Origin of the sequence: Streptomyces marokkonensis (genome assembly GCF_008312835.1) — a bacterium.
GTDB classification, from domain to species: Bacteria; Actinomycetota; Actinomycetes; order Streptomycetales; family Streptomycetaceae; genus Streptomyces; species Streptomyces marokkonensis_A.
In genome coordinates this window covers 78,697-97,187 of sequence record NZ_VSKS01000012.1, presented here as the reverse complement: position 1 = coordinate 97,187, position 18,491 = coordinate 78,697, and the positions used below count along the sequence as shown (strand labels likewise).

Annotated in this window: 12 protein-coding genes; 5 read left to right on the top strand and 7 right to left on the bottom strand. The window is 70.8% G+C overall.

Going from position 1 to position 18,491, the window contains the following annotated elements; genetic code table 11:
- Positions 1–3: 3 nt before the first annotated feature.
- From F1615_RS21460 to F1615_RS21440, 5 genes are all read right to left on the bottom strand, one after another.
- Positions 4–990 (bottom strand): PAC2 family protein, encoded by a 987-nt coding sequence (locus F1615_RS21460; protein WP_149550652.1) that lies wholly within the window; start codon positions 988–990, stop codon positions 4–6.
- Positions 991–1,326: 336 nt separating this feature from the next.
- Positions 1,327–2,943, bottom strand: coding sequence for a glycerol-3-phosphate dehydrogenase/oxidase (locus F1615_RS21455; RefSeq protein ID WP_149550651.1), 1,617 nt, complete (start codon positions 2,941–2,943; stop codon positions 1,327–1,329).
- An 8-nt stretch (positions 2,944–2,951) separates the two neighbouring features.
- Positions 2,952–4,490: a glycerol kinase GlpK gene (glpK, locus tag F1615_RS21450; protein WP_149550650.1), complete on the bottom strand. Its 1,539-nt coding sequence runs from the start codon at positions 4,488–4,490 to the stop codon at positions 2,952–2,954.
- 83 nt (positions 4,491–4,573) lie between these two features.
- Complete coding sequence (locus F1615_RS21445; RefSeq protein ID WP_149550649.1) at positions 4,574–5,368, bottom strand: MIP/aquaporin family protein; 795 nt, start codon at positions 5,366–5,368, stop codon at positions 4,574–4,576.
- A gap of 343 nt (positions 5,369–5,711) precedes the next feature.
- Positions 5,712–6,476: an IclR family transcriptional regulator gene (locus F1615_RS21440; protein WP_149550648.1), complete on the bottom strand. Its 765-nt coding sequence runs from the start codon at positions 6,474–6,476 to the stop codon at positions 5,712–5,714.
- A gap of 298 nt (positions 6,477–6,774) precedes the next feature.
- On the opposite strand from F1615_RS21440, the gene metH reads away from it, so the two are divergent.
- The 4 genes from metH to F1615_RS21420 all read left to right on the top strand — a co-directional run bounded on the left by metH (position 6,775) and on the right by F1615_RS21420 (position 14,815).
- On the top strand, positions 6,775–10,287 hold the full coding sequence (gene metH, locus F1615_RS21435) for a methionine synthase (protein WP_149550647.1): 3,513 nt from the start codon (positions 6,775–6,777) through the stop codon (positions 10,285–10,287).
- A gap of 128 nt (positions 10,288–10,415) precedes the next feature.
- On the top strand, positions 10,416–11,117 hold the full coding sequence (locus tag F1615_RS21430) for an HAD family hydrolase (RefSeq protein WP_149550646.1): 702 nt from the start codon (positions 10,416–10,418) through the stop codon (positions 11,115–11,117).
- A 443-nt stretch (positions 11,118–11,560) separates the two neighbouring features.
- On the top strand, positions 11,561–13,168 hold the full coding sequence (locus tag F1615_RS21425; RefSeq protein WP_149550645.1) for an ABC transporter substrate-binding protein: 1,608 nt from the start codon (positions 11,561–11,563) through the stop codon (positions 13,166–13,168).
- 63 nt (positions 13,169–13,231) lie between these two features.
- Positions 13,232–14,815 (top strand): ABC transporter substrate-binding protein, encoded by a 1,584-nt coding sequence (locus tag F1615_RS21420; RefSeq protein WP_149550644.1) that lies wholly within the window; start codon positions 13,232–13,234, stop codon positions 14,813–14,815.
- A 69-nt stretch (positions 14,816–14,884) separates the two neighbouring features.
- Here F1615_RS21420 and F1615_RS21415 read toward each other — a convergent pair whose 3' ends face one another.
- Positions 14,885–15,556 carry a response regulator gene (locus F1615_RS21415; RefSeq protein ID WP_037932336.1) on the bottom strand — a complete coding sequence of 224 codons (672 nt, stop codon included), beginning with the start codon at positions 15,554–15,556 and terminating at the stop codon, positions 14,885–14,887.
- Between the two features lie 14 nt (positions 15,557–15,570).
- The gene (locus tag F1615_RS21410; protein WP_149550643.1) at positions 15,571–16,515 is read right to left on the bottom strand and encodes a RecB family exonuclease; all 945 of its coding nucleotides are present in this window, start codon (positions 16,513–16,515) and stop codon (positions 15,571–15,573) included.
- 175 nt (positions 16,516–16,690) lie between these two features.
- Here F1615_RS21410 and F1615_RS21405 point away from each other — a divergent pair, with 175 nt between their 5' ends.
- A complete protein-coding gene (locus F1615_RS21405) occupies positions 16,691–18,451 on the top strand; it encodes a site-2 protease family protein (RefSeq protein ID WP_149550642.1) in 1,761 nt (586 codons plus the stop codon).
- The last annotated feature ends 40 nt before the right edge of the window (positions 18,452–18,491 follow it).

Sequence of the window (18,491 nt, the reverse complement as noted above, 5' to 3'; positions counted from 1 at the left end):
GGTTCAGTCCTCCGGCGACTCCTCGCCGTCCGCGTCGGACTCCGGCTTCGGCGGCTTGGGCGGCCGGGCCCGGCCGCCCGGGCTGTCCCGCCGGTACGGCGTACCGTCCGAGCCGTCCGCGGTGGCGTGCCCGCCGGACGGCCCCGACGCCCCGTCACGACGCCGCAGATAGCGCTCGAACTCGCGGGCGATCGCCTCGCCCGACGCCTCCGGCAGCTCGGCCGTGTCCCGGGCCTCCTCCAGCGTCTGGACGTACTCGGCGACCTCGCTGTCCTCCGCGGCCAGTTGGTCCACTCCCACCTGCCAGGCACGCGCGTCCTCGGGCAGTTCGCCCAGCGGGATCCGCACGTCGATCAGGTCCTCCAGACGGTTGAGGAGAGCCAGCGTGGCCTTCGGGTTCGGCGGCTGCGAGACGTAGTGCGGGACCGCCGCCCACAGCGACACCGCGGGAACGCCCGCGTGTGTGCACGCCTCCTGGAGGATGCCGACGATGCCCGTCGGCCCCTCGTACTTGGTCTCCTCCAGGCCCATGCGGCGGGCCAGGTCCGGGTCGGAGGTGGTCCCGCTGATCGGGACCGGACGGGTGTGCGGGGTGTCGCCGAGCAGCGCGCCCAGGACGACCACCAGCTCCACGCCCAGTTCGTGCGCGAAGCCGAGGATCTCGTTGCAGAACGAGCGCCACCGCATGGACGGTTCGATGCCGCGGACCAGCACCAGATCGCGCGGCTTGTCACCGCCGACCCGGACCACCGACAGCCGCGTCGTCGGCCAGGTGATCTTGCGGACCCCGCCGTCCATGAACACCGTGGGGCGGTTCACCTGGAAGTCGTAGTAGTCCTCGGCGTCCAGCGCCGCGAACACCTCGCCCTTCCACTCCCTGTCCAGGTGCGCGACCGCGGTGGAGGCGGCGTCACCGGCATCGTTCCAGCCCTCGAACGCGGCCACCATGACCGGGTCGATCAGCTCGGGAACCCCCTCGAGCTCGATCACCCAGCGCCTCCTTCCGACGTGCCCTCGCGTACGCCCCAACCTTACGGCGTGCCCACGGGGGCGCCCGCAGCCCCCTCACAGGGGGAGTGCCCCATCACTGCCCCGCGGGACACCGGGAAACACTACGGCGGTGAACTCCGGGCCCATGTCGCCGCGATGGAGGCCGGCGACGGAAGCCGGCGCCTCGCGCGCGGCCGGCGGCGGTGACGACGCGCGTCTGAGGGTCCCTCAGGGCGGGTGCCCCTGAGCGGCGTACGGAGGGGGGCGGCCCCGTCGGCGCGGGACCGCCCCCCTTCCGTCACCGGCTCCCGTGCGGGGGAGCCGGGGGACCGGGCGTCACTTCTTGTCGAGCAGTTCCTGGACGTCCGCGCGTACCTCGTCCGTGGCCAGGCCCCGGATCGTCAGCGTGGTGCGGCGGCGCAGCACGTCGTCCGCGGTCTCGGCCCACTCGTGGTCCCGGGCCCAGACGACCTGCGCCCAGATCTCCGGGGCGTCCGGGTGGACGCGCCGGCCCAGCGCCGGATCCTCGTTGGCCAGCCGGGCGATGTCGAAGGCCAGCGAACCGTAGTGGGTGGCCAGGTGCCTGGCGGTGTCCGCCGCCATCCGCGGGCCGGGCGCCGGACCGTCGACCAGCAGCCGGTGGGCGACCGCGCGGGGGTTGGCGACACCGGGCAGCGGCAGCTTCTTCGGCAGCGAGGAGACCGGCTCGAAGTCCTCGCCCAGCGGGTGGCCCGGGAGGGCCTGGAGCTTCTGCATCACCGTACGGCCGATGTGGCGGAACGTGGTCCACTTGCCGCCCGCGACGGACAGCATCCCGCCCCGCCCCTCGGTGACGACCGTCTCCCGCTTGGCCTTGGCCGTGTCGCCGGGGCCGCCCGGCAGTACCCGCAGACCGGCGAAGGCGTACGTGATCAGGTCACGGTCGAGCTGCTGGTCGCGGATGGAGAACGCGGCCTCGTCGAGTATCTGCGCGGTGTCCTTCTCGGTGACCGCGACGTCCGCCGGGTCGCCCTCGAACTCCTCGTCGGTCGTGCCCAGCAGCAGCATGTCCTCCCAGGGGAGGGCGAAGGTGATGCGGTACTTGTCGATCGGCGTGGCCAGCGCGGCCTTCCAGGGGCTGGTCCGCTTCAGGACCAGATGCGCGCCCTTCGACAGCCGGATGGACGGCGCGGCATCGGGGTCCTCCATGCGGCGCAGGTGGTCGACCCAGGGGCCGGTGGCGTTCAGCACGAGGCGCGCGTTGACGCCGAACTCGTCGCCGGAGAGGCGGTCGCGCAGCTCGGCACCGGTGACCCGGCCCTTGGTGAAGCGCAGGCCCGTGACCTCGGCGTGGTTGAGGACGACCGCGCCGGACTCGGCCGCCGCGCGGACCGTCATCAGCGCCATGCGCGCGTCGTTCATCTGGTCGTCGCCGTACACGGCCACGGCCCTGAGGTTGTCGGTGCGCAGCTCGGGCACGTCCTGCGCGGCCTTGGCCGGCGAGAGCAGGTGGCCGACGCCGTCGCCGAACGCCGAGAGCGCGGAGTAGGCGAAGACGCCGGCCCCGAGCTTCGCCGCGCCGTGCGGCCCGCCCTTGTACACGGGGAGGTAGAACGTGAGCGGGTTCGACAGGTGGGGTGCCACCTGGCGGGAGACCGCACGGCGCTCGAAGTGGTTCTCCGCCACCAGCTTCACCGCGCCGGTCTGCAGGTAGCGCAGACCGCCGTGGAGCAGCTTGGAGGAGGCGGAGGAGGTGGCGCCGGCGAAGTCACCGGCGTCCACCAGAGCCACCCTGAGGCCGGACTGCGCGGCGTGCCAGGCGGTGGAGATGCCCAGGATGCCGCCGCCGATCACGAGAAGGTCGTACGACGCCTTGGAGAGCTGCTCCCGGGTCTCGGCGCGGCTCGGGTTCGAGCCGGACGCCGGGCGCGTCCCCAGGGCAGGCACGGACTGCAGGGTGGACTGGGTGGTCATGGCGGTTCTTACTCCTCGTCCTCGAGCCAGCCCATGGTCCGCTCGACGGCCTTGAGCCAGCTCTTGTACTCACGGTCGCGGGTTTCCGCGTCCATGCGGGGGGTCCACTCGGCGGCCCGCCGCCAGTTGGCGCGCAGGTCGTCGGTGCTGTTCCAGAAGCCGACGGCGAGGCCGGCGGCGTAGGCGGCGCCGAGGCAGGTGGTCTCGGCGACCATCGGGCGCACCACGGGTGCGTCCAGGAAGTCCGAGAGCGTCTGCATCAGCAGGTTGTTGGAGGTCATGCCGCCGTCGACCTTGAGGGCGGTGAGCTCCACGCCGGAGTCCTTCGTCATGGCGTCCGCGATCTCCCGCGTCTGCCAGGCGGTGGCCTCCAGCACGGCGCGCGCGAGGTGCGCCTTGGTCACGTACCGGGTCAGGCCGGCGATCACACCGCGGGCGTCGGAGCGCCAGTACGGGGCGAACAGGCCGGAGAAGGCCGGCACGAAGTAGGCGCCGCCGTTGTCCTCGACGGAGAGCGCGAGGGTCTCGATCTCGGCGGCGGTGGAGATCAGGCCCATCTGGTCGCGCATCCACTGCACCAGCGAACCGGTGACGGCGATCGAGCCCTCCAGGGCGTAGACCGTGTCCTGGTCGCCGATCTTGTAACCGACGGTGGTCAGCAGCCCGCTGTAGGAGTTGATGATCTTGTCGCCGGTGTTCATCACCATGAAGGTGCCGGTGCCGTACGTCGACTTGGTCTCGCCCTCGGCGAAGCAGGTCTGGCCGAACAGGGCCGCCTGCTGGTCGCCCAGCGCGGAGGCGACCGGGATGCCGCCCAGCAGGTCGCCCAGCTTGCCGCCCGTGATCTCGCCGTAGACCTCGGCGGAGGAGCGGATCTCGGGCAGCATCGCGAGCGGCACGCCGATGGACTCGGCGATCTTCTCGTCCCACTGCATGGTGTGCAGGTTCATCAGCAGGGTGCGGGACGCGTTGGTGACGTCGGTGACGTGGTGGCCGCCGTCCACGCCGCCGGTCAGGTTCCAGATGACCCAGGTGTCCATGGTGCCGAAGAGGATGTCGCCCGCCTCGGCGCGCTCCTTGAGGCCGTCGACGTTGTCGAGCAGCCAGCGGGCCTTGGGGCCGGCGAAGTAGGAGGCGAGGGGGAGGCCGGTCTCGCGGCGGAAGCGGTCCTGCCCGACGTTGCGGCCGAGCTCGCGGCACAGGGCGTCGGTGCGGGTGTCCTGCCAGACGATGGCGTTGTGGACGGGCTCACCGGTGTTCCTGTCCCACAGGACGGTGGTCTCGCGCTGGTTGGTGATGCCGATGGCCTTGATGTCGTCGCGGGTGATGCCGGCCTTCTCGATGGCCCCGGCGACGACCTCCTGGACGTTGGTCCAGATCTCGGTGGCGTCGTGCTCCACCCAGCCCGGCTTGGGGAAGATCTGCTCGTGCTCCTTCTGGTCGACGGAGACGATGCGGCCGTCGCGGTCGAAGACGATGCAACGGGACGAGGTGGTGCCCTGGTCGATGGCGGCGATGAAGGGGCCGGCGGTGTGGGCGTCGGTCACTGTGTGCTCCTGCGTGTTCCTTGGTTACGGGGCTGTATGTACGGCGCTTCTACAACATTCGCGCCTTTCGGCGACCTGGTCACCTATGCGAAGGCGACGTTGTAGATACCGGCCGCGAGGGCACCGCCGATCAGCGGACCGACCACCGGGATCCAGGCGTACGACCAGTCGGAGCCGCCCTTGTTGGGCAGCGGCAGCAGGGCGTGAACGATGCGCGGACCGAGGTCGCGGGCCGGGTTGATCGCGTAGCCGGTCGGGCCGCCGAGGGACAGACCGATCGAGACGACCACGAGCGCCGTGATCAGACCGCCCAGCACGCCGAGGCCGTTGCCCGCGTCGTTCAGGCCCTGGGTGAGCACGGCGAGCAGCAGCACGACCGTGCCGATGATCTCCGTGGTGAGGTTCTGCACCGTGTGCCGGATCTCCGGACCGGTGGAGAAGATGCCGAGCACGGGGCCCGCGCCCTTCTCCTGTGCCTCGACCGACTTGGCGGCGGTGGCCTGCGCGCCCGGTCCGCCCACGATCTCCTTGTCGGTGAGGTGGGCCTGGAACTGTCCGTAGTACGCCACCCAGACCAGAGCCGCACCGATCATCGCGCCGAGGAACTCTCCGGCGAAGTAGGTCGGAACGTTGCTCCACTCGCCGTCCTTGACGGCGAGCGCCACGGTCACGGCCGGGTTGAGGTGGGCGCCGGAAAGCGGCCCCGCGATGTACACCGCCGTCATGACGGCGAAGCCCCACCCGAAGGCGATGGCGAGCCATCCGGCGTTACGGGCCTTGGAGGCCTTGAGCGTCACGGCGGCACACACACCGCCGCCGAGCAGGATGAGTATGGCGGTACCGATGGTCTCGCCGATGAAGATGTCGGAGCTGGACACCCGCGACTCCTTTGTCCTTCGTCCAGGGAGCCGACCCCCGGGTCCCACCGGGGATTGGCGCCCTCAGGGGTGAGAGCGATGCCGGCCCTTGGCGTTGTCACACTCTAGCGCGTATTGCCGGTAGGTGTTCGACAATGCCGACCGATGGACGGGAGTCTTTCCCGGCGCCACCCACGCGTCAAGAGTTTGGTTATCGAAAACGCGATCGTTATTGATCGTCCCGGGTTATCGATCTTCGCGGCGTTCCGCCGCCTCACGCCCGGTGTGCGCGCCCCGGGCATCACCCCGGGCACGCCTGTGACCGGAACGCCGTGCGGCGCCCCGGTTCCCTGTCCGTCTTCCCTCAGAACCGGCCGGCGCCCAGGTCCCGCGAGACCGCGCGGGCGCAGTCCCGGACCGCCGCGATCAGCTCGGGCCGCAGCTCGCCCTCGCGGCGCAGCCGCTCCACGGCCCCCGCGATGCCGACGGCGCCCACCGGCATGCGCCGCCGGTCGTGGATGGGGGCGGCGACCGAGGCGACGCCCTCCCAGGTCTCCTCCACGTCCGCCGCGTAACCGCGCGCGCGGGTGAGGTCGAGGATGTGCTCGAAGGCGTCGAGGTCGCACACGGTGCGGTCGGTGAACGCCTTGCGGTCGGCCTCCAGGGCCTCGCTGTGGGCCACCGGGTCGTACGCCGACAGCACCTTGCCCAGGGCCGTGGAGTGCAGCGGCTGCATGGCCCCGATCTCCAGGACCTGCCGGCTGTCGTCGGGCCGGAAGACGTGGTGCACGATCAGCACGCCCTGCTGGTGCAGCACCCCGAGGTAGACGCTCTCGCCGCTGGAGCGGGCCAGGTCGTCCGTCCACACCAGGGCGCGTGCCCGCAGTTCGTGCACGTCGAGATACGTGGTGCCCAGGCGCAGCAGCTCGGCGCCCAGCTGGTAGCGCCCCGAGGCGTCGTCCTGCTCGACGAACCCCTCCTGCTGGAGGGTGCGCAGGATGCCGTGGGCGGTGCCCTTGGCGAGGCCCAGCGAGGAGGCGATGTCCGACAGGCCGAGCCGTCGCTCGCCACCCGCGAGCAGCCGCAGCATCGCTGCCGCCCGTTCGAGCGACTGGATGTTCCGTGCCATCGCCGTACTGCCTCCGTCCCCTTCGACCGTCGACCCGCGACGCGCCGCTGCCGCTGTTCGGCAATGCCGAACACTACCGGTCCATGCCGACCTCTCGCTAATGGTCGACCCTGATCGGTTCCGCAACTCCTACTCCGAACAGCGCTAGTCGGCCATCCTCGTCCGTCCCGTGGACGCCCTGAACATCAGGGCGCGGTCCCGGATACCCTGACGGCGTGCGCCCTGCCGGGAAGCACGACCAGGAGCTTCCCGGGCAGCCGCAAAGCCGACAGCCGTCGCACCTGAGGGAGCCCCTTTCATGGCCTCGTTGCCGCTGACCCCTTCCGCCGACAGCCGGACCCGTGTGTCCGCTCTCCGAGAGGCGCTCGCCACCCGCGTGGTGGTCGCCGACGGAGCGATGGGCACCATGCTCCAGGCCCACGACCCCACGCTCGAGGACTTCCAGAACCTCGAGGGCTGCAACGAGATCCTGAACCTGACCCGCCCGGACATCGTCCGTTCGGTCCACGCCGAGTACTTCGACGCCGGAGTCGACTGCGTCGAGACCAACACCTTCGGCGCCAACCTCACCGCCCTCGGGGAGTACGACATCCCCGAGCGCGTCACCGAGCTGTCCGAGGCGGGCGCGCGCATCGCCCGCGAGGCCGCGGACGAGTGCGCGGCGCGGGACGGCCGGCCGCGGTGGGTGCTCGGCTCGATGGGCCCCGGCACCAAGCTGCCCACCCTCGGCCACACCACCTTCACCGCCATCCGCGACGCCTACCAGCAGAACGCCGAGGGCCTGCTCGCGGGCGGCGCGGACGCGCTGCTGGTGGAGACGACCCAGGACCTGCTGCAGACCAAGGCCTCCGTCATCGCCGCCCGCCGCGCCATGGAGACCGCGGGCTTCGAGGTCCCGCTGATCGTGTCGGTGACGGTGGAGACGACGGGCACGATGCTGCTCGGCTCGGAGATCGGCGCGGCCCTGACCGCGCTGGAGCCCCTCGGCGTCGACATGATCGGCCTGAACTGTGCGACCGGGCCGGCCGAGATGAGCGAGCACCTGCGCTACCTGGCCCGCCACTCCCGCGTCCGGCTGTCGTGCATGCCGAACGCCGGCCTGCCGGAGCTCACCAAGGACGGCGCGCGCTACCCGCTGAGCCCGGGAGAGCTCGCGGACGCCCAGGAGACCTTCGTACGGGACTACGGCCTGTCCCTGGTGGGCGGCTGCTGCGGTACGACGCCGGAGCATCTGCGGCAGCTCGTGGAACGGGTGCGGGGGGTGACCCCGGCGGAGCGCGACCCGCGTCCGGAGCCCGGCGCCGCCTCCCTCTACCAGACGGTCCCCTTCCGGCAGGACACCTCGTACCTGGCGATCGGTGAGCGGACGAACGCCAACGGGTCGAAGAAGTTCCGGGAGGCCATGCTGGAGGGCCGCTGGGACAACTGCGTGGAGATGGCCCGGGAGCAGATCCGCGAGGGCGCGCACATGCTGGACCTGTGCGTCGACTACGTCGGCCGCGACGGTGTGGCCGACATGCGGGAGCTGGCGGGCCGCTTCGCGACGGCGTCCACGCTGCCGATCGTGCTGGACTCCACCGAGGTCGACGTCATCCGGGCCGGGCTGGAGAAGCTCGGCGGGCGTGCGGTGATCAACTCGGTGAACTACGAGGACGGCGCCGGCCCCGAGTCCCGCTTCGCCCGCGTCACCCGGCTGGCGCGGGAGCACGGTGCCGCTCTGATCGCGCTGACCATCGACGAGGTGGGGCAGGCCCGGACCGCCGAGAAGAAGGTGGAGATCGCCGAGCGGCTGATCGACGACCTGACCGGCAACTGGGGCATCCGCGAGGAGGACATCCTCGTCGACTGCCTGACCTTCACCATCTGCACCGGCCAGGAGGAGTCCCGCAAGGACGGTGTGGCCACCATCGAGGGCATCCGCGAGCTGAAGAAGCGCCACCCGAAGGTGCAGACCACCCTCGGCCTGTCGAACATCTCCTTCGGTCTCAACCCGGCCGCCCGCATCCTGCTGAACTCCGTCTTCCTCGACGAGTGCGTCAAGGCGGGTCTGGACTCGGCGATCGTCCACGCCTCGAAGATCCTGCCCATCGCACGGTTCAGCGAGGAGGAGGTCACCACGGCGCTGGACCTGATCCACGACCGCCGTCGTGAGGGCTACGACCCGCTGCAGAAGCTCATGCAGCTGTTCGAGGGGGCGACGGCGAAGTCGCTGAAGGCGGGCAGGGCCGAGGAGCTGGCGGCGCTGCCGCTGGACGAGCGGCTGAAGCGGCGGATCATCGACGGCGAGCGCAACGGGCTGGAGCAGGACCTGGACGAGGCGCTCAGGGAGCGTCCGGCGCTGGACATCGTCAACGACACCCTGCTGGACGGCATGAAGGTGGTCGGTGAGCTGTTCGGTTCCGGTCAGATGCAGCTGCCGTTCGTGCTGCAGTCGGCCGAGGTGATGAAGACCGCGGTGGCGCATCTGGAACCGCACATGGAGAAGACCGACGAGGCCGGCAAGGGCACCATCGTGCTGGCCACGGTGCGCGGGGACGTGCACGACATCGGCAAGAACCTGGTCGACATCATCCTGTCCAACAACGGCTACAACGTGGTCAACCTGGGCATCAAGCAGCCCGTCTCCGCGATCCTGGACGCCGCCGACGAGCACAAGGCCGACGTCATCGGCATGTCCGGCCTGCTGGTCAAGTCCACCGTGATCATGAAGGAGAACCTCGAGGAGCTCAACCAGCGGGGGCTCGCGGCCGACTACCCCGTCATCCTGGGCGGCGCCGCCCTGACCCGCGCCTACGTCGAACAGGACCTGCACGAGATCTACCAGGGCGAGGTCCGCTACGCCCGTGACGCCTTCGAGGGCCTGCGCCTGATGGACGCCCTCATCGGCATCAAGCGGGGCGTCCCCGGGGCCAGGCTCCCGGAACTCAAGCAGCGACGGGTTCGCGCGGCGACCGTGGAGATCGAGGAACGTCCCGAGGCCGGGCACGTCCGCTCCGACGTCGCGACCGACAACCCGGTCCCCGAGCCGCCCTTCCGGGGCACCCGCGTGATCAAGGGCATCCAGCTCAAGGAGTACGCGAGCTGGCTCGACGAGGGTGCCCTGTTCAAGGGCCAGTGGGGCCTGAAGCAGGCCCGCACCGGGGCGGGCCCGACGTACGAGGAGCTCGTCGAGACCGAGGGCCGGCCGAGGCTCCGCGGGCTGCTGGACCGGCTGCAGACGGAGAACCTGCTGGAGGCGGCCGTGGTCTACGGCTACTTCCCGTGCGTCTCCAAGGACGACGACCTGATCATCCTGGACGAGGAGGGCAACGAGCGCACCCGCTTCACCTTCCCGCGCCAGCGCCGCGGCCGCCGTCTGTGCCTGGCGGACTTCTTCCGCCCGGAGGAGTCGGGCGAGACCGATGTCGTGGGTCTGCAGGTCGTCACCGTCGGTTCCCGCATCGGCGAGGAGACCGCACGGATGTTCGAGGCCAACGCCTACCGGGACTACCTCGAACTGCACGGGCTGTCCGTGCAGCTGGCCGAGGCGCTCGCCGAGTACTGGCACGCGCGCGTGCGTTCCGAGCTCGGCTTCTCGGGGGAGGACCCGGCCGAGATGGAGGACATGTTCGCCCTGAAGTACCGGGGCGCCCGCTTCTCCCTCGGCTACGGTGCCTGCCCGGACCTGGAGGACCGCGCCAAGATCGCCGACCTGCTCCGGCCGGAGCGCATCGGCGTCCACCTCTCCGAGGAGTTCCAGCTGCACCCCGAGCAGTCCACGGACGCCATCGTCATCCACCACCCGGAGGCCAAGTACTTCAACGCCCGCTGAGGCGTCCGCGACCCGCCGCACACGCCACATCGGGCATTCCGGGACCGCACGACGTACACTGGTCGGTCCACCGCAGGCCGGTTCCCCCCGTGGGAACCGGCCTGATCGTCCCTCAAGGAGGTATGTGGATGACCAGTACGGTCCCCGCGCTCGGAACGCTCACGGCCGAAGGCTCGGCCCTCCAGGCCGTGCTCCTCGACATGGACGGCACCCTGGTGGACACCGAGGGCTTCTGGTGGGACGTCGAGGTGGAGGTCTTCGCCTCCCTCGGCCACACCCTCGACGACTCCTGGCGGCATGTCGTGGTCGGCGGCCCCATGACCCGCAGTGCGGGGTTTCTCATCGAGGCGACCGGTGCCGACATCTCCCTCGCCGAACTGACGGTGCTGCTCAACGACGGCTTCGAGGACCGCATCGACCGCGCCCTGCCGCTGATGCCGGGCGCCGCGCGGCTGCTGGCCGAGCTGGCCGAGTACGAGATCCCCACGGCGCTCGTCTCCGCCTCCCACCGGCGCATCATCGACCGGGTGCTGCCCGTGCTGGGGCCGCAGCACTTCGCGCTGTCGGTCGCCGGTGACGAGGTGCCGCGCACCAAGCCGCACCCGGACCCCTATCTGGCGGCAGCCGAGGGCCTGGGCGTGAACCCCGTGCGGTGCGCCGTCGTCGAGGACACGGTGACCGGTGTCACCGCCGCCGAGGCCGCCGGCTGCCACGTCGTCGCGGTGCCGTCGGTGGGCCCCATCACGCCGGCCGCCCGGCGGACGGTCGTTCCTTCCCTGGAAGTCGTGGACCTGACATTCCTGCACGGTCTGATGACGGAAATGCGCTAGGCGTTCACCCAGCGTGCAGCGGCACGGGAAACGGAATTGACGCCACTCGGCCACCGGTGACGGGCTCTTGCCCGAAAGAATTCGCTCCGGTTGCCGGTGGCTGAATTTCGGTACCACCGAACCCGTTTTCACATGTGAGGTTCGCCACATGGAAGGGGGTCGACAACGATGTCCGGGTGTGCAGTCCGTCCGATTTCTGACGTCACCGGTGCGCCCTTGTGTCCTGATTGGTGGGAACCTGCACTAATCCTTCCCCCGTCACCTTCGCCGATCCGTTCACACCCGGTTCCACTCCGTGATGAGCGGTCAACTCCGGCGGCTGCGAGCCCTCCTGCGGGCGCGGACTAATGTCGTCGCGAGAACCTCGCCCCATCCATGTCATCCGCTGCAACAACCCCTGCATGCCGGATACACGGAGTCGACAGTCCTGGAGAAACTCGAGCATGAACCGCAAGACTTTGGTGCTGGCGGCCGCGATGGGCCTGCTCGCGCCGGTGCTCGCCGCTTGCGGCGACACCGACAGCGGGAGCGGCGACGGCGATGCGATCGTCGTGGGCACCACGGACCGGTTCACCGCATCGGAGGAGGACGGTCTCGCGCCCCTCGACCCGGCCTTCGCGTACGACGTCGGTACCTGGAACATCCTGCGGCAGACCGTGCAGACCCTGATGGTCCAGCCCCGCGGCGACGGCGAGCCGGTGCCCGATGCCGCCGAGTCGTGCGGGTTCACCGACGCCGGCAACCAGCGGTACAGCTGCAAGCTGCGCGACGGCCTGAAGTTCTCCAACGGCGACGCGATCACCGCGGCCGATGTGAAGTTCTCCATCGACCGCGCCCTCGCCATCAAGTCCGACAGCGGCGTGTTCGCGCTGCTGTCCACCATCGACACCGTGGAGACGCAGGGCGAGAGCGAGGTGATCTTCCACCTCAAGGCCGCCGACGCCACGTTCCCGTACAAGCTGTCCACCCCGGTCGCGGGCATCGTGAACCCGGACGACTACGAGAAGAACAAGCTGCGCGAGGGCTTCGACATCGGCGGTTCCGGGCCGTACACCCTCGACGCCGAGGTCGAGGACAACGAGATCGTCCGGGCCGTCTTCACCAAGAACCCGTCCTACAAGGGCGCGTTGGAGGTGAACAACGACAAGGTCGAGCTGGTGTCCTTCGAGAGCTCCGAGTCCATGGGCGAGGCGCTGGAGAAGGGCGACATCCAGGTCATGACCCGCAGCATGTCGCCGGAGCAGATCAAGAAGCTCGGCAACGCCGCCGGCGGTGAGATCGAGCTGGTCGAGTCGCCCGGTCTGGAGATCCGGTACCTGGCCTTCAACACCGAGGCCGAGACCGTCGAGGACAAGGCCGTCCGCCAGGCGATGGCCCAGATCATCGACCGCGGCGAGCTGGTCGGCAAGGTCTACGGCTCCCAGGCCGAGCCGCTGTTCTCGCTGGTCCCGGCCGGCGTCACCGGCCACAACAACGCGTTCTTCAACAAGTACGGCGACCCGAGCCTGGCCAAGGCCCGCCGGCTGCTGGAGAAGGCCGGCGTGACCACGCCGGTGAAGCTGACGCTGCACTACACCACCGACCACTACGGTCCGGCCACCAAGGTCGAGTTCGAGCAGCTGAGCAAGCAGCTCAACGACAGCGGACTGTTCGAGACCGACATCGAGGGCATCCCCTGGAAGAAGTTCAGCCCCGATGGACGCAAGGGCAAGTACGACGTCTACGGCATGGGCTGGTTCCCCGACTACCCGGACGCCGACGCCTTCATCTCGCCCTTCCTCGATGAGGACAACTTCCTCAACTCGCCCTACTCCAACAGCGAGATCCGCAAGGACCTGATCCCGCAGTCCCGCCGCCAGGCCGACCGGCTGTCCGCCTCCGACAGCTTCACGGAGATCCAGGACATCGTCGCCGACGACGTCCCGGTGCTGCCGCTGTGGCAGGGCAAGCAGTACATCGCCACCCGCGACGGCGTCACGGGCACCGCCTACGCGCTCAACTCGTCCTCGACTCTCCAGCTGTGGGAGCTCGGACGCGGCGTCAGCGGCTGACGCACCGGCAGGACCCCGGAACGCGTGGCGGTCCGGGCACACGGAACGACAAGGCAATTGCACGTGAACCTGCGTCACCAGTGGCCAGTCCTGCCGATCGTGGCAGGGCTGGCCTCCGGCCTGTTGACGGGTTGTGGCACCGAGAACGGCGCGACCGGGGCCGACGGCTCCGACGTCGTGGTGGGGATGTCCGACGACGTCCTGGCCACCGACCCCGCCTCCGGCTACGACCCCGGCTCCTGGCTGCTGTTCAACAACGTCTTCCAGTCGCTGCTCAGCTTCCCCAAGGGAGCCACCGAGCCCCAGCCGGACGCCGCGGAGAGCTGCGCCTTCTCGGGAACCGGCACCAAGGTCTACACCTGCACCCTGCGGGACGGGCTGAAGTTCAGCAACGGCGACCCGCTGACCTCGAAGGACGTGAAGTTCTCCTTCGACCGCATGCTGAGGATCAACGACCCCGACGGCCCCGCGGTCATGTTCCCGACACTGGAGAAGGTCACCACGCCCGACGAGAAGACGGTCGTCTTCCGGCTCAACACGGCCGACGCCACCTTCCCCAGCAAGATCGCCTCCGGTGCCGGCTCCATCGTCGACCACCGCTCGTACGACGCGAACGGACTCCGCGAGGACGGCGAAGCGGTCGGCTCCGGCCCGTACAAGCTGGACTCCTTCGGCAACGACCGTGCCGTGTTCTCCGTCAACGAGCACTACGCGGGCACCGCCGAGCCCCAGAACTCCGGCGTGACGCTGGAGTTCTTCCACGGCGACCAGAAGGCCCTGAAGGAGGCCCTGCAGGACGCCGAGGTCGACATCGCCTACCGCGGCCTCACCGCCCGGGCCATCGCCGACATCGAGGAGGCCGACCGCGGCACCGGCGGCATCGAGGTCGTCGAGGGCAGCAGCGCCGAGGTCCAGCACCTCGTCTTCAACATGGACGACCCGGTCGCCGGCAAGCTCGGCGTGCGCAGGGCCATCGCCCACCTGATCGACCGCGACGCCCTCATCCGGGACGTCCACGAGGGAACGGCCACCCCGCTGTACTCGATCGTCCCGGCCGGTGTCGCGGGCCACAACACGGCCTTCTTCGACACCTACGGCGCCCGCCCGTCCAGGGCGAAGGCCGCAGCGGCGCTGGAGGAGGAGGGCATCAGCGGCAAGGTGGAGCTGACCCTGTGGTCCACCCCGTCCCGCTACGGCCCGGCCACCGACCAGGAGCTGGAGGCGATCGCCGGGCAGCTCAACGCCAGCGGGCTCTTCGACGCCGACGTCAAGTCCGTCCCGTTCGCCCAGTACGAGAAGGACATCGCGGCCGGCACGTACGGCGTCTACGTCAAGGGCTGGGTCCCCGACTACCCGGACGCCGACAACTTCACCGGGCCCTTCTTCGGCGAGGGCAATGTGCTGGGCAACAACTACGACAACGGCACGATCACCGAGTCGCTCCTCCCGCGCACGGCCGCCCAGGGCGACCGCGCCGCCACCGACAAGGACTTCGGCCGGATCCAGGACATCGTCGCCGAGGACGTCCCCGTCCTCCCGGTCTGGCAGGCCAAGCAGTACGCGGTCGTCCAGGACGGCGTGTACGGCCTGGAGTACTGCCTCGACGCCTCGACCGTGTTCCGGTTCTGGGAGCTCAGCAAGAGCTGACGCCGTCGCCGTACGACGAGGGCGCCCACCCCGCCGGACGGGCGCCTTCGTCGTGCGGGCGGGGACGGACTACTGCGCGCCGGGGCGCACCAGCCCGCTCTCGTAGGCGTACACCGCCGCCTGGACCCGGTCGCGCAGGCCCAGCTTGGTCAGCACATGACCGACGTGCGTCTTGACGGTGGTCTCGCTGACGAACAGGTCGGCGGCGATCTCCGCGTTGGACAGCCCGCGCGCCACCAGCTTCAGCACCTCCACCTCACGTTCGGTCAGCGTGTGCAGCGTGTCCGGCACGGGCTCGTCACCGGACGGCAGATGCGTGGCGTACTTGTCCAGCAGCCGGCGCGTGATGCTCGGCGCGAGCATCGCCTCCCCGGCGGCCACCACACGGATCGCCTGCACCAGCTCATTGGCGGGTGCGTCCTTCAGCAGGAAGCCGCTGGCCCCGGCCTTCAGGGCCTCCACCACGTACTCGTCGAGATCGAACGTCGTCAGCACCAGCACCTTCGCGGGCCCGTTCCGTTCGGGCCCGGTGATCTGCCGGGTCGCCTCCACCCCGTCCATCCGCGGCATGCGGATGTCCATCAGCACCACATCGGGCTGCAGCGCCCGCACCTGGTCCAGGGCCTGGAGGCCGTCTCCGGCCTCGCCGACGACCGCGAGGTCCTGCTCGGCCTCCAGAATCATCCGGAACCCGGTACGCAGCAGCGGCTGGTCGTCGACCAGTAGGACGCGGATGGCCACGTAAGTCTCCTTCGCTAGTCCGGCCCCATTCTGCCCTGATGACCCCCGCCGGACTCAGCCGCCCTCACGGGGAGGGGATACGGCGGGGGAGTGCCGCCGAACTCCGGACAGTGGGCTTGGTGGTCGCACCAGCCGCACAGCTTCGTCGGACGCGGACGCCAGTCGCCCGTCTCGGTCGCCAGCCGGATCGCGTCCCACAGCGCCAGCAGCTTGCGCTCCACCCGCTCCAGATCGGTGAGCACCGGGTCGTAGGTCAGCACGTCACCGCTGCCCAGGTACACGAGCTGGAGCCGGCGCGGGACCACCCGCTTCAGCCGCCACACCACCAGCGCGTAGAACTTCATCTGGAACAGCGCGCCCTCGGCGTACTCCGGGCGGGGTGCCTTGCCCGTCTTGTAGTCGACGATGCGCACCTCGCCGGTGGGCGCCACGTCCACCCGGTCGATGATGCCGCGCAGCCGCAGTCCGGACTCCAGCTCCGCCTCGACGAACAGCTCCCGCTCGGCGGGCTCCAGCCGGCTCGGATCCTCCAGCGCGAACCAGCGCTCGACGAGCGTCTCCGCCTCCGCCAGCCAGCGCGCGAGCCGCTCGCCCTCCGGGTCGTCGGCGAACAGCTCCACGACCTCCGGGCGGGTCTCGCGCAGCCGGTCCCACTGGCCCGGGACGAGAGCCTTCGCCCGCGGCGGGGTGCGCTCTGCCGCGGGCGCGTCGAAGAGCCGCTCCAGCACCGCGTGCACCAGCGTGCCCCTGGTCGCCGCCTCGCTCGGCTTCTCCGGCAGCCGGTCGATCACCCGGAACCGGTACAGCAGCGGACACTGCATGAAGTCGCTCGCACGCGAGGGGGACAGCGACGCGGGCGGTACGGCGAGGGCCTCGGTCACCACGACCGTGTCCTTCGCCGCCTCCGCCGTACCCGGGCTGCTGTCGGGCGGTGCCGCGCCCTCGGTGCTCGTCTCCATGACCACAGACCTTACGGCCCGCCACCGACAGCGCGGCGTGACCGAAGGGAGAGAAGGGGAACGAGGGGGTAGAGACAGGGGTGCCGGGGCGGAACGGGCGGCCATCGCCGCATACCATCGACTCGAGACCTCCCGTCCGGCAGGCGCGGGATACGCAGCGAACGAGGGGACACCGGTGGATGTAAGCGGCGGGCGCGGGCAGCCGCGGCCGGGCAACGACGAGTCGGCCGACCACACAGGGCCCGAGGCCCCGGCCGCCGGCGACGCCCTCCCCGGGACCGGCGCGCGCCCCGTGACCCCGGCCGGGCCCACCGACGACGGCGCCCGCACGCCCGGGCCCGCTTCACCGCCCGCCGCGCCGGACGACACCGCCCCGGACGCGGACACCCCCGCGGACCGCGGCGCCGAGCCCGGGCAGCCGTCCGACCGTACGGAACCCGGAGCCGGCCGGCGGGGCACCGAAGGCCCCGCTCCCGCGGACCGCGGCGCCGAGCCCGGGCAGCCGTCCGACCGTACGGAACCCGGAGCCGGCCGGCGGGGCACCGAAGGCCCCGCTCCCGCGGACCAGGACCCCGAGCCCGGGCAGCCGTCCGACCGTAAGGCACCAGCCGGCCCGCACCACGCATCCGGCGCCGGCCCGGCTCCCGGTGCGTGGACCACTCCGCCCGCCGGGCAGGGCACCGGCGGGCACCCCGCCGACGACCCCGCGGCGCGGCACGGCGGCGACCGCCCGCTCGCCCACTCCGGCGGCGGCCGGGGACCCGGGCCGCGGCGACCGGAGGAGCGGCAGCGGGGCGGGCTGCTGATGGGCCGGCCGTTCGGCGTGCCCGTGTACGTGGCACCCAGCTGGTTCCTCGTCGCCATCCTCATCACCTGGGTGTTCGGCGGACAGATCGACCGCGTCCTGCCCGAGCTCGGCGCCGCCAGCTATCTGGTCTCCCTGTTCTTCGCGGTCGCCTTCTACGCCTCCGTGCTCGTCCACGAACTCGCCCACACCCTCGCCGCCCTCCGCTTCAAGCTGCCGGTGCGCCGCATCCAGCTGCAGTTCTTCGGCGGCGTGTCCGAGATCGAGAAGGAGGCCGAGACACCCGGCCGGGAGTTCGTGCTGGCCTTCGTCGGCCCCCTGCTCTCGCTCGTCCTGTCGGGCCTCTTCTACCTGGCCCTGCTGGCCGTCGACCCCAGCAGCGTCCCCGGGGTGCTGCTGGCCGGCCTGATGATCTCCAACCTCATCGTCGCCGTCTTCAACCTGCTGCCCGGCCTCCCCCTCGACGGCGGCCGCATGCTCCGCGCCGTCGTCTGGGCGATCACCGGCAAGCCGATGACCGGCACCATCGCCGCCGCCTGGGTCGGCCGCGCCCTCGCCGTCTCCGTCCTGATCGGCCTCCCGCTGCTCACCCAGTCCGGCGCCCTCGGCTCCGACGCCGTGGACAACGTCGGCATGGACACGGTCCTGGACGCCCTGCTCGCCGCCATCCTGGCCGCGATCATCTGGACCGGCGCCGGCAACAGCCTGCGCATGGCCCGCCTGCGCGAACACCTGCCCGAGCTGCGCGCCCGCACCCTCACCCGCCGCGCGGTGCCCGTCGAGAGCGACACCCCCCTCTCCGAGGCCCTGCGCCGCGCCAACGCCGCCGGGGCCCGCGCCCTGGTCGTCGTCGACCCGGACGGCGCTCCCCTCTCCCTGGTGCGCGAGGCCGCCATCGTCGGCGTGCCCGAGCACCGCCGGCCCTGGGTCCCGGTCAGCGGGCTCGCCCAGGACCTCACCGACGGCATGCGCGTCTCCGCCGAGCTCGCCGGAGAGGACCTCCTGGACGCCCTGCGCGCGGCACCGGCCACCGAGTACCTCGTGGTCGAGGAGACGGGCGAGATCTACGGCGTGCTGTCCGCGGCCGACGTCGAGCGCGCCTTCGTGAAGGCCATGGCACGGCCCAGCTGATCGCACGGGCCGTGGTCGGCGGCCCCTCCGTGGACCGGTA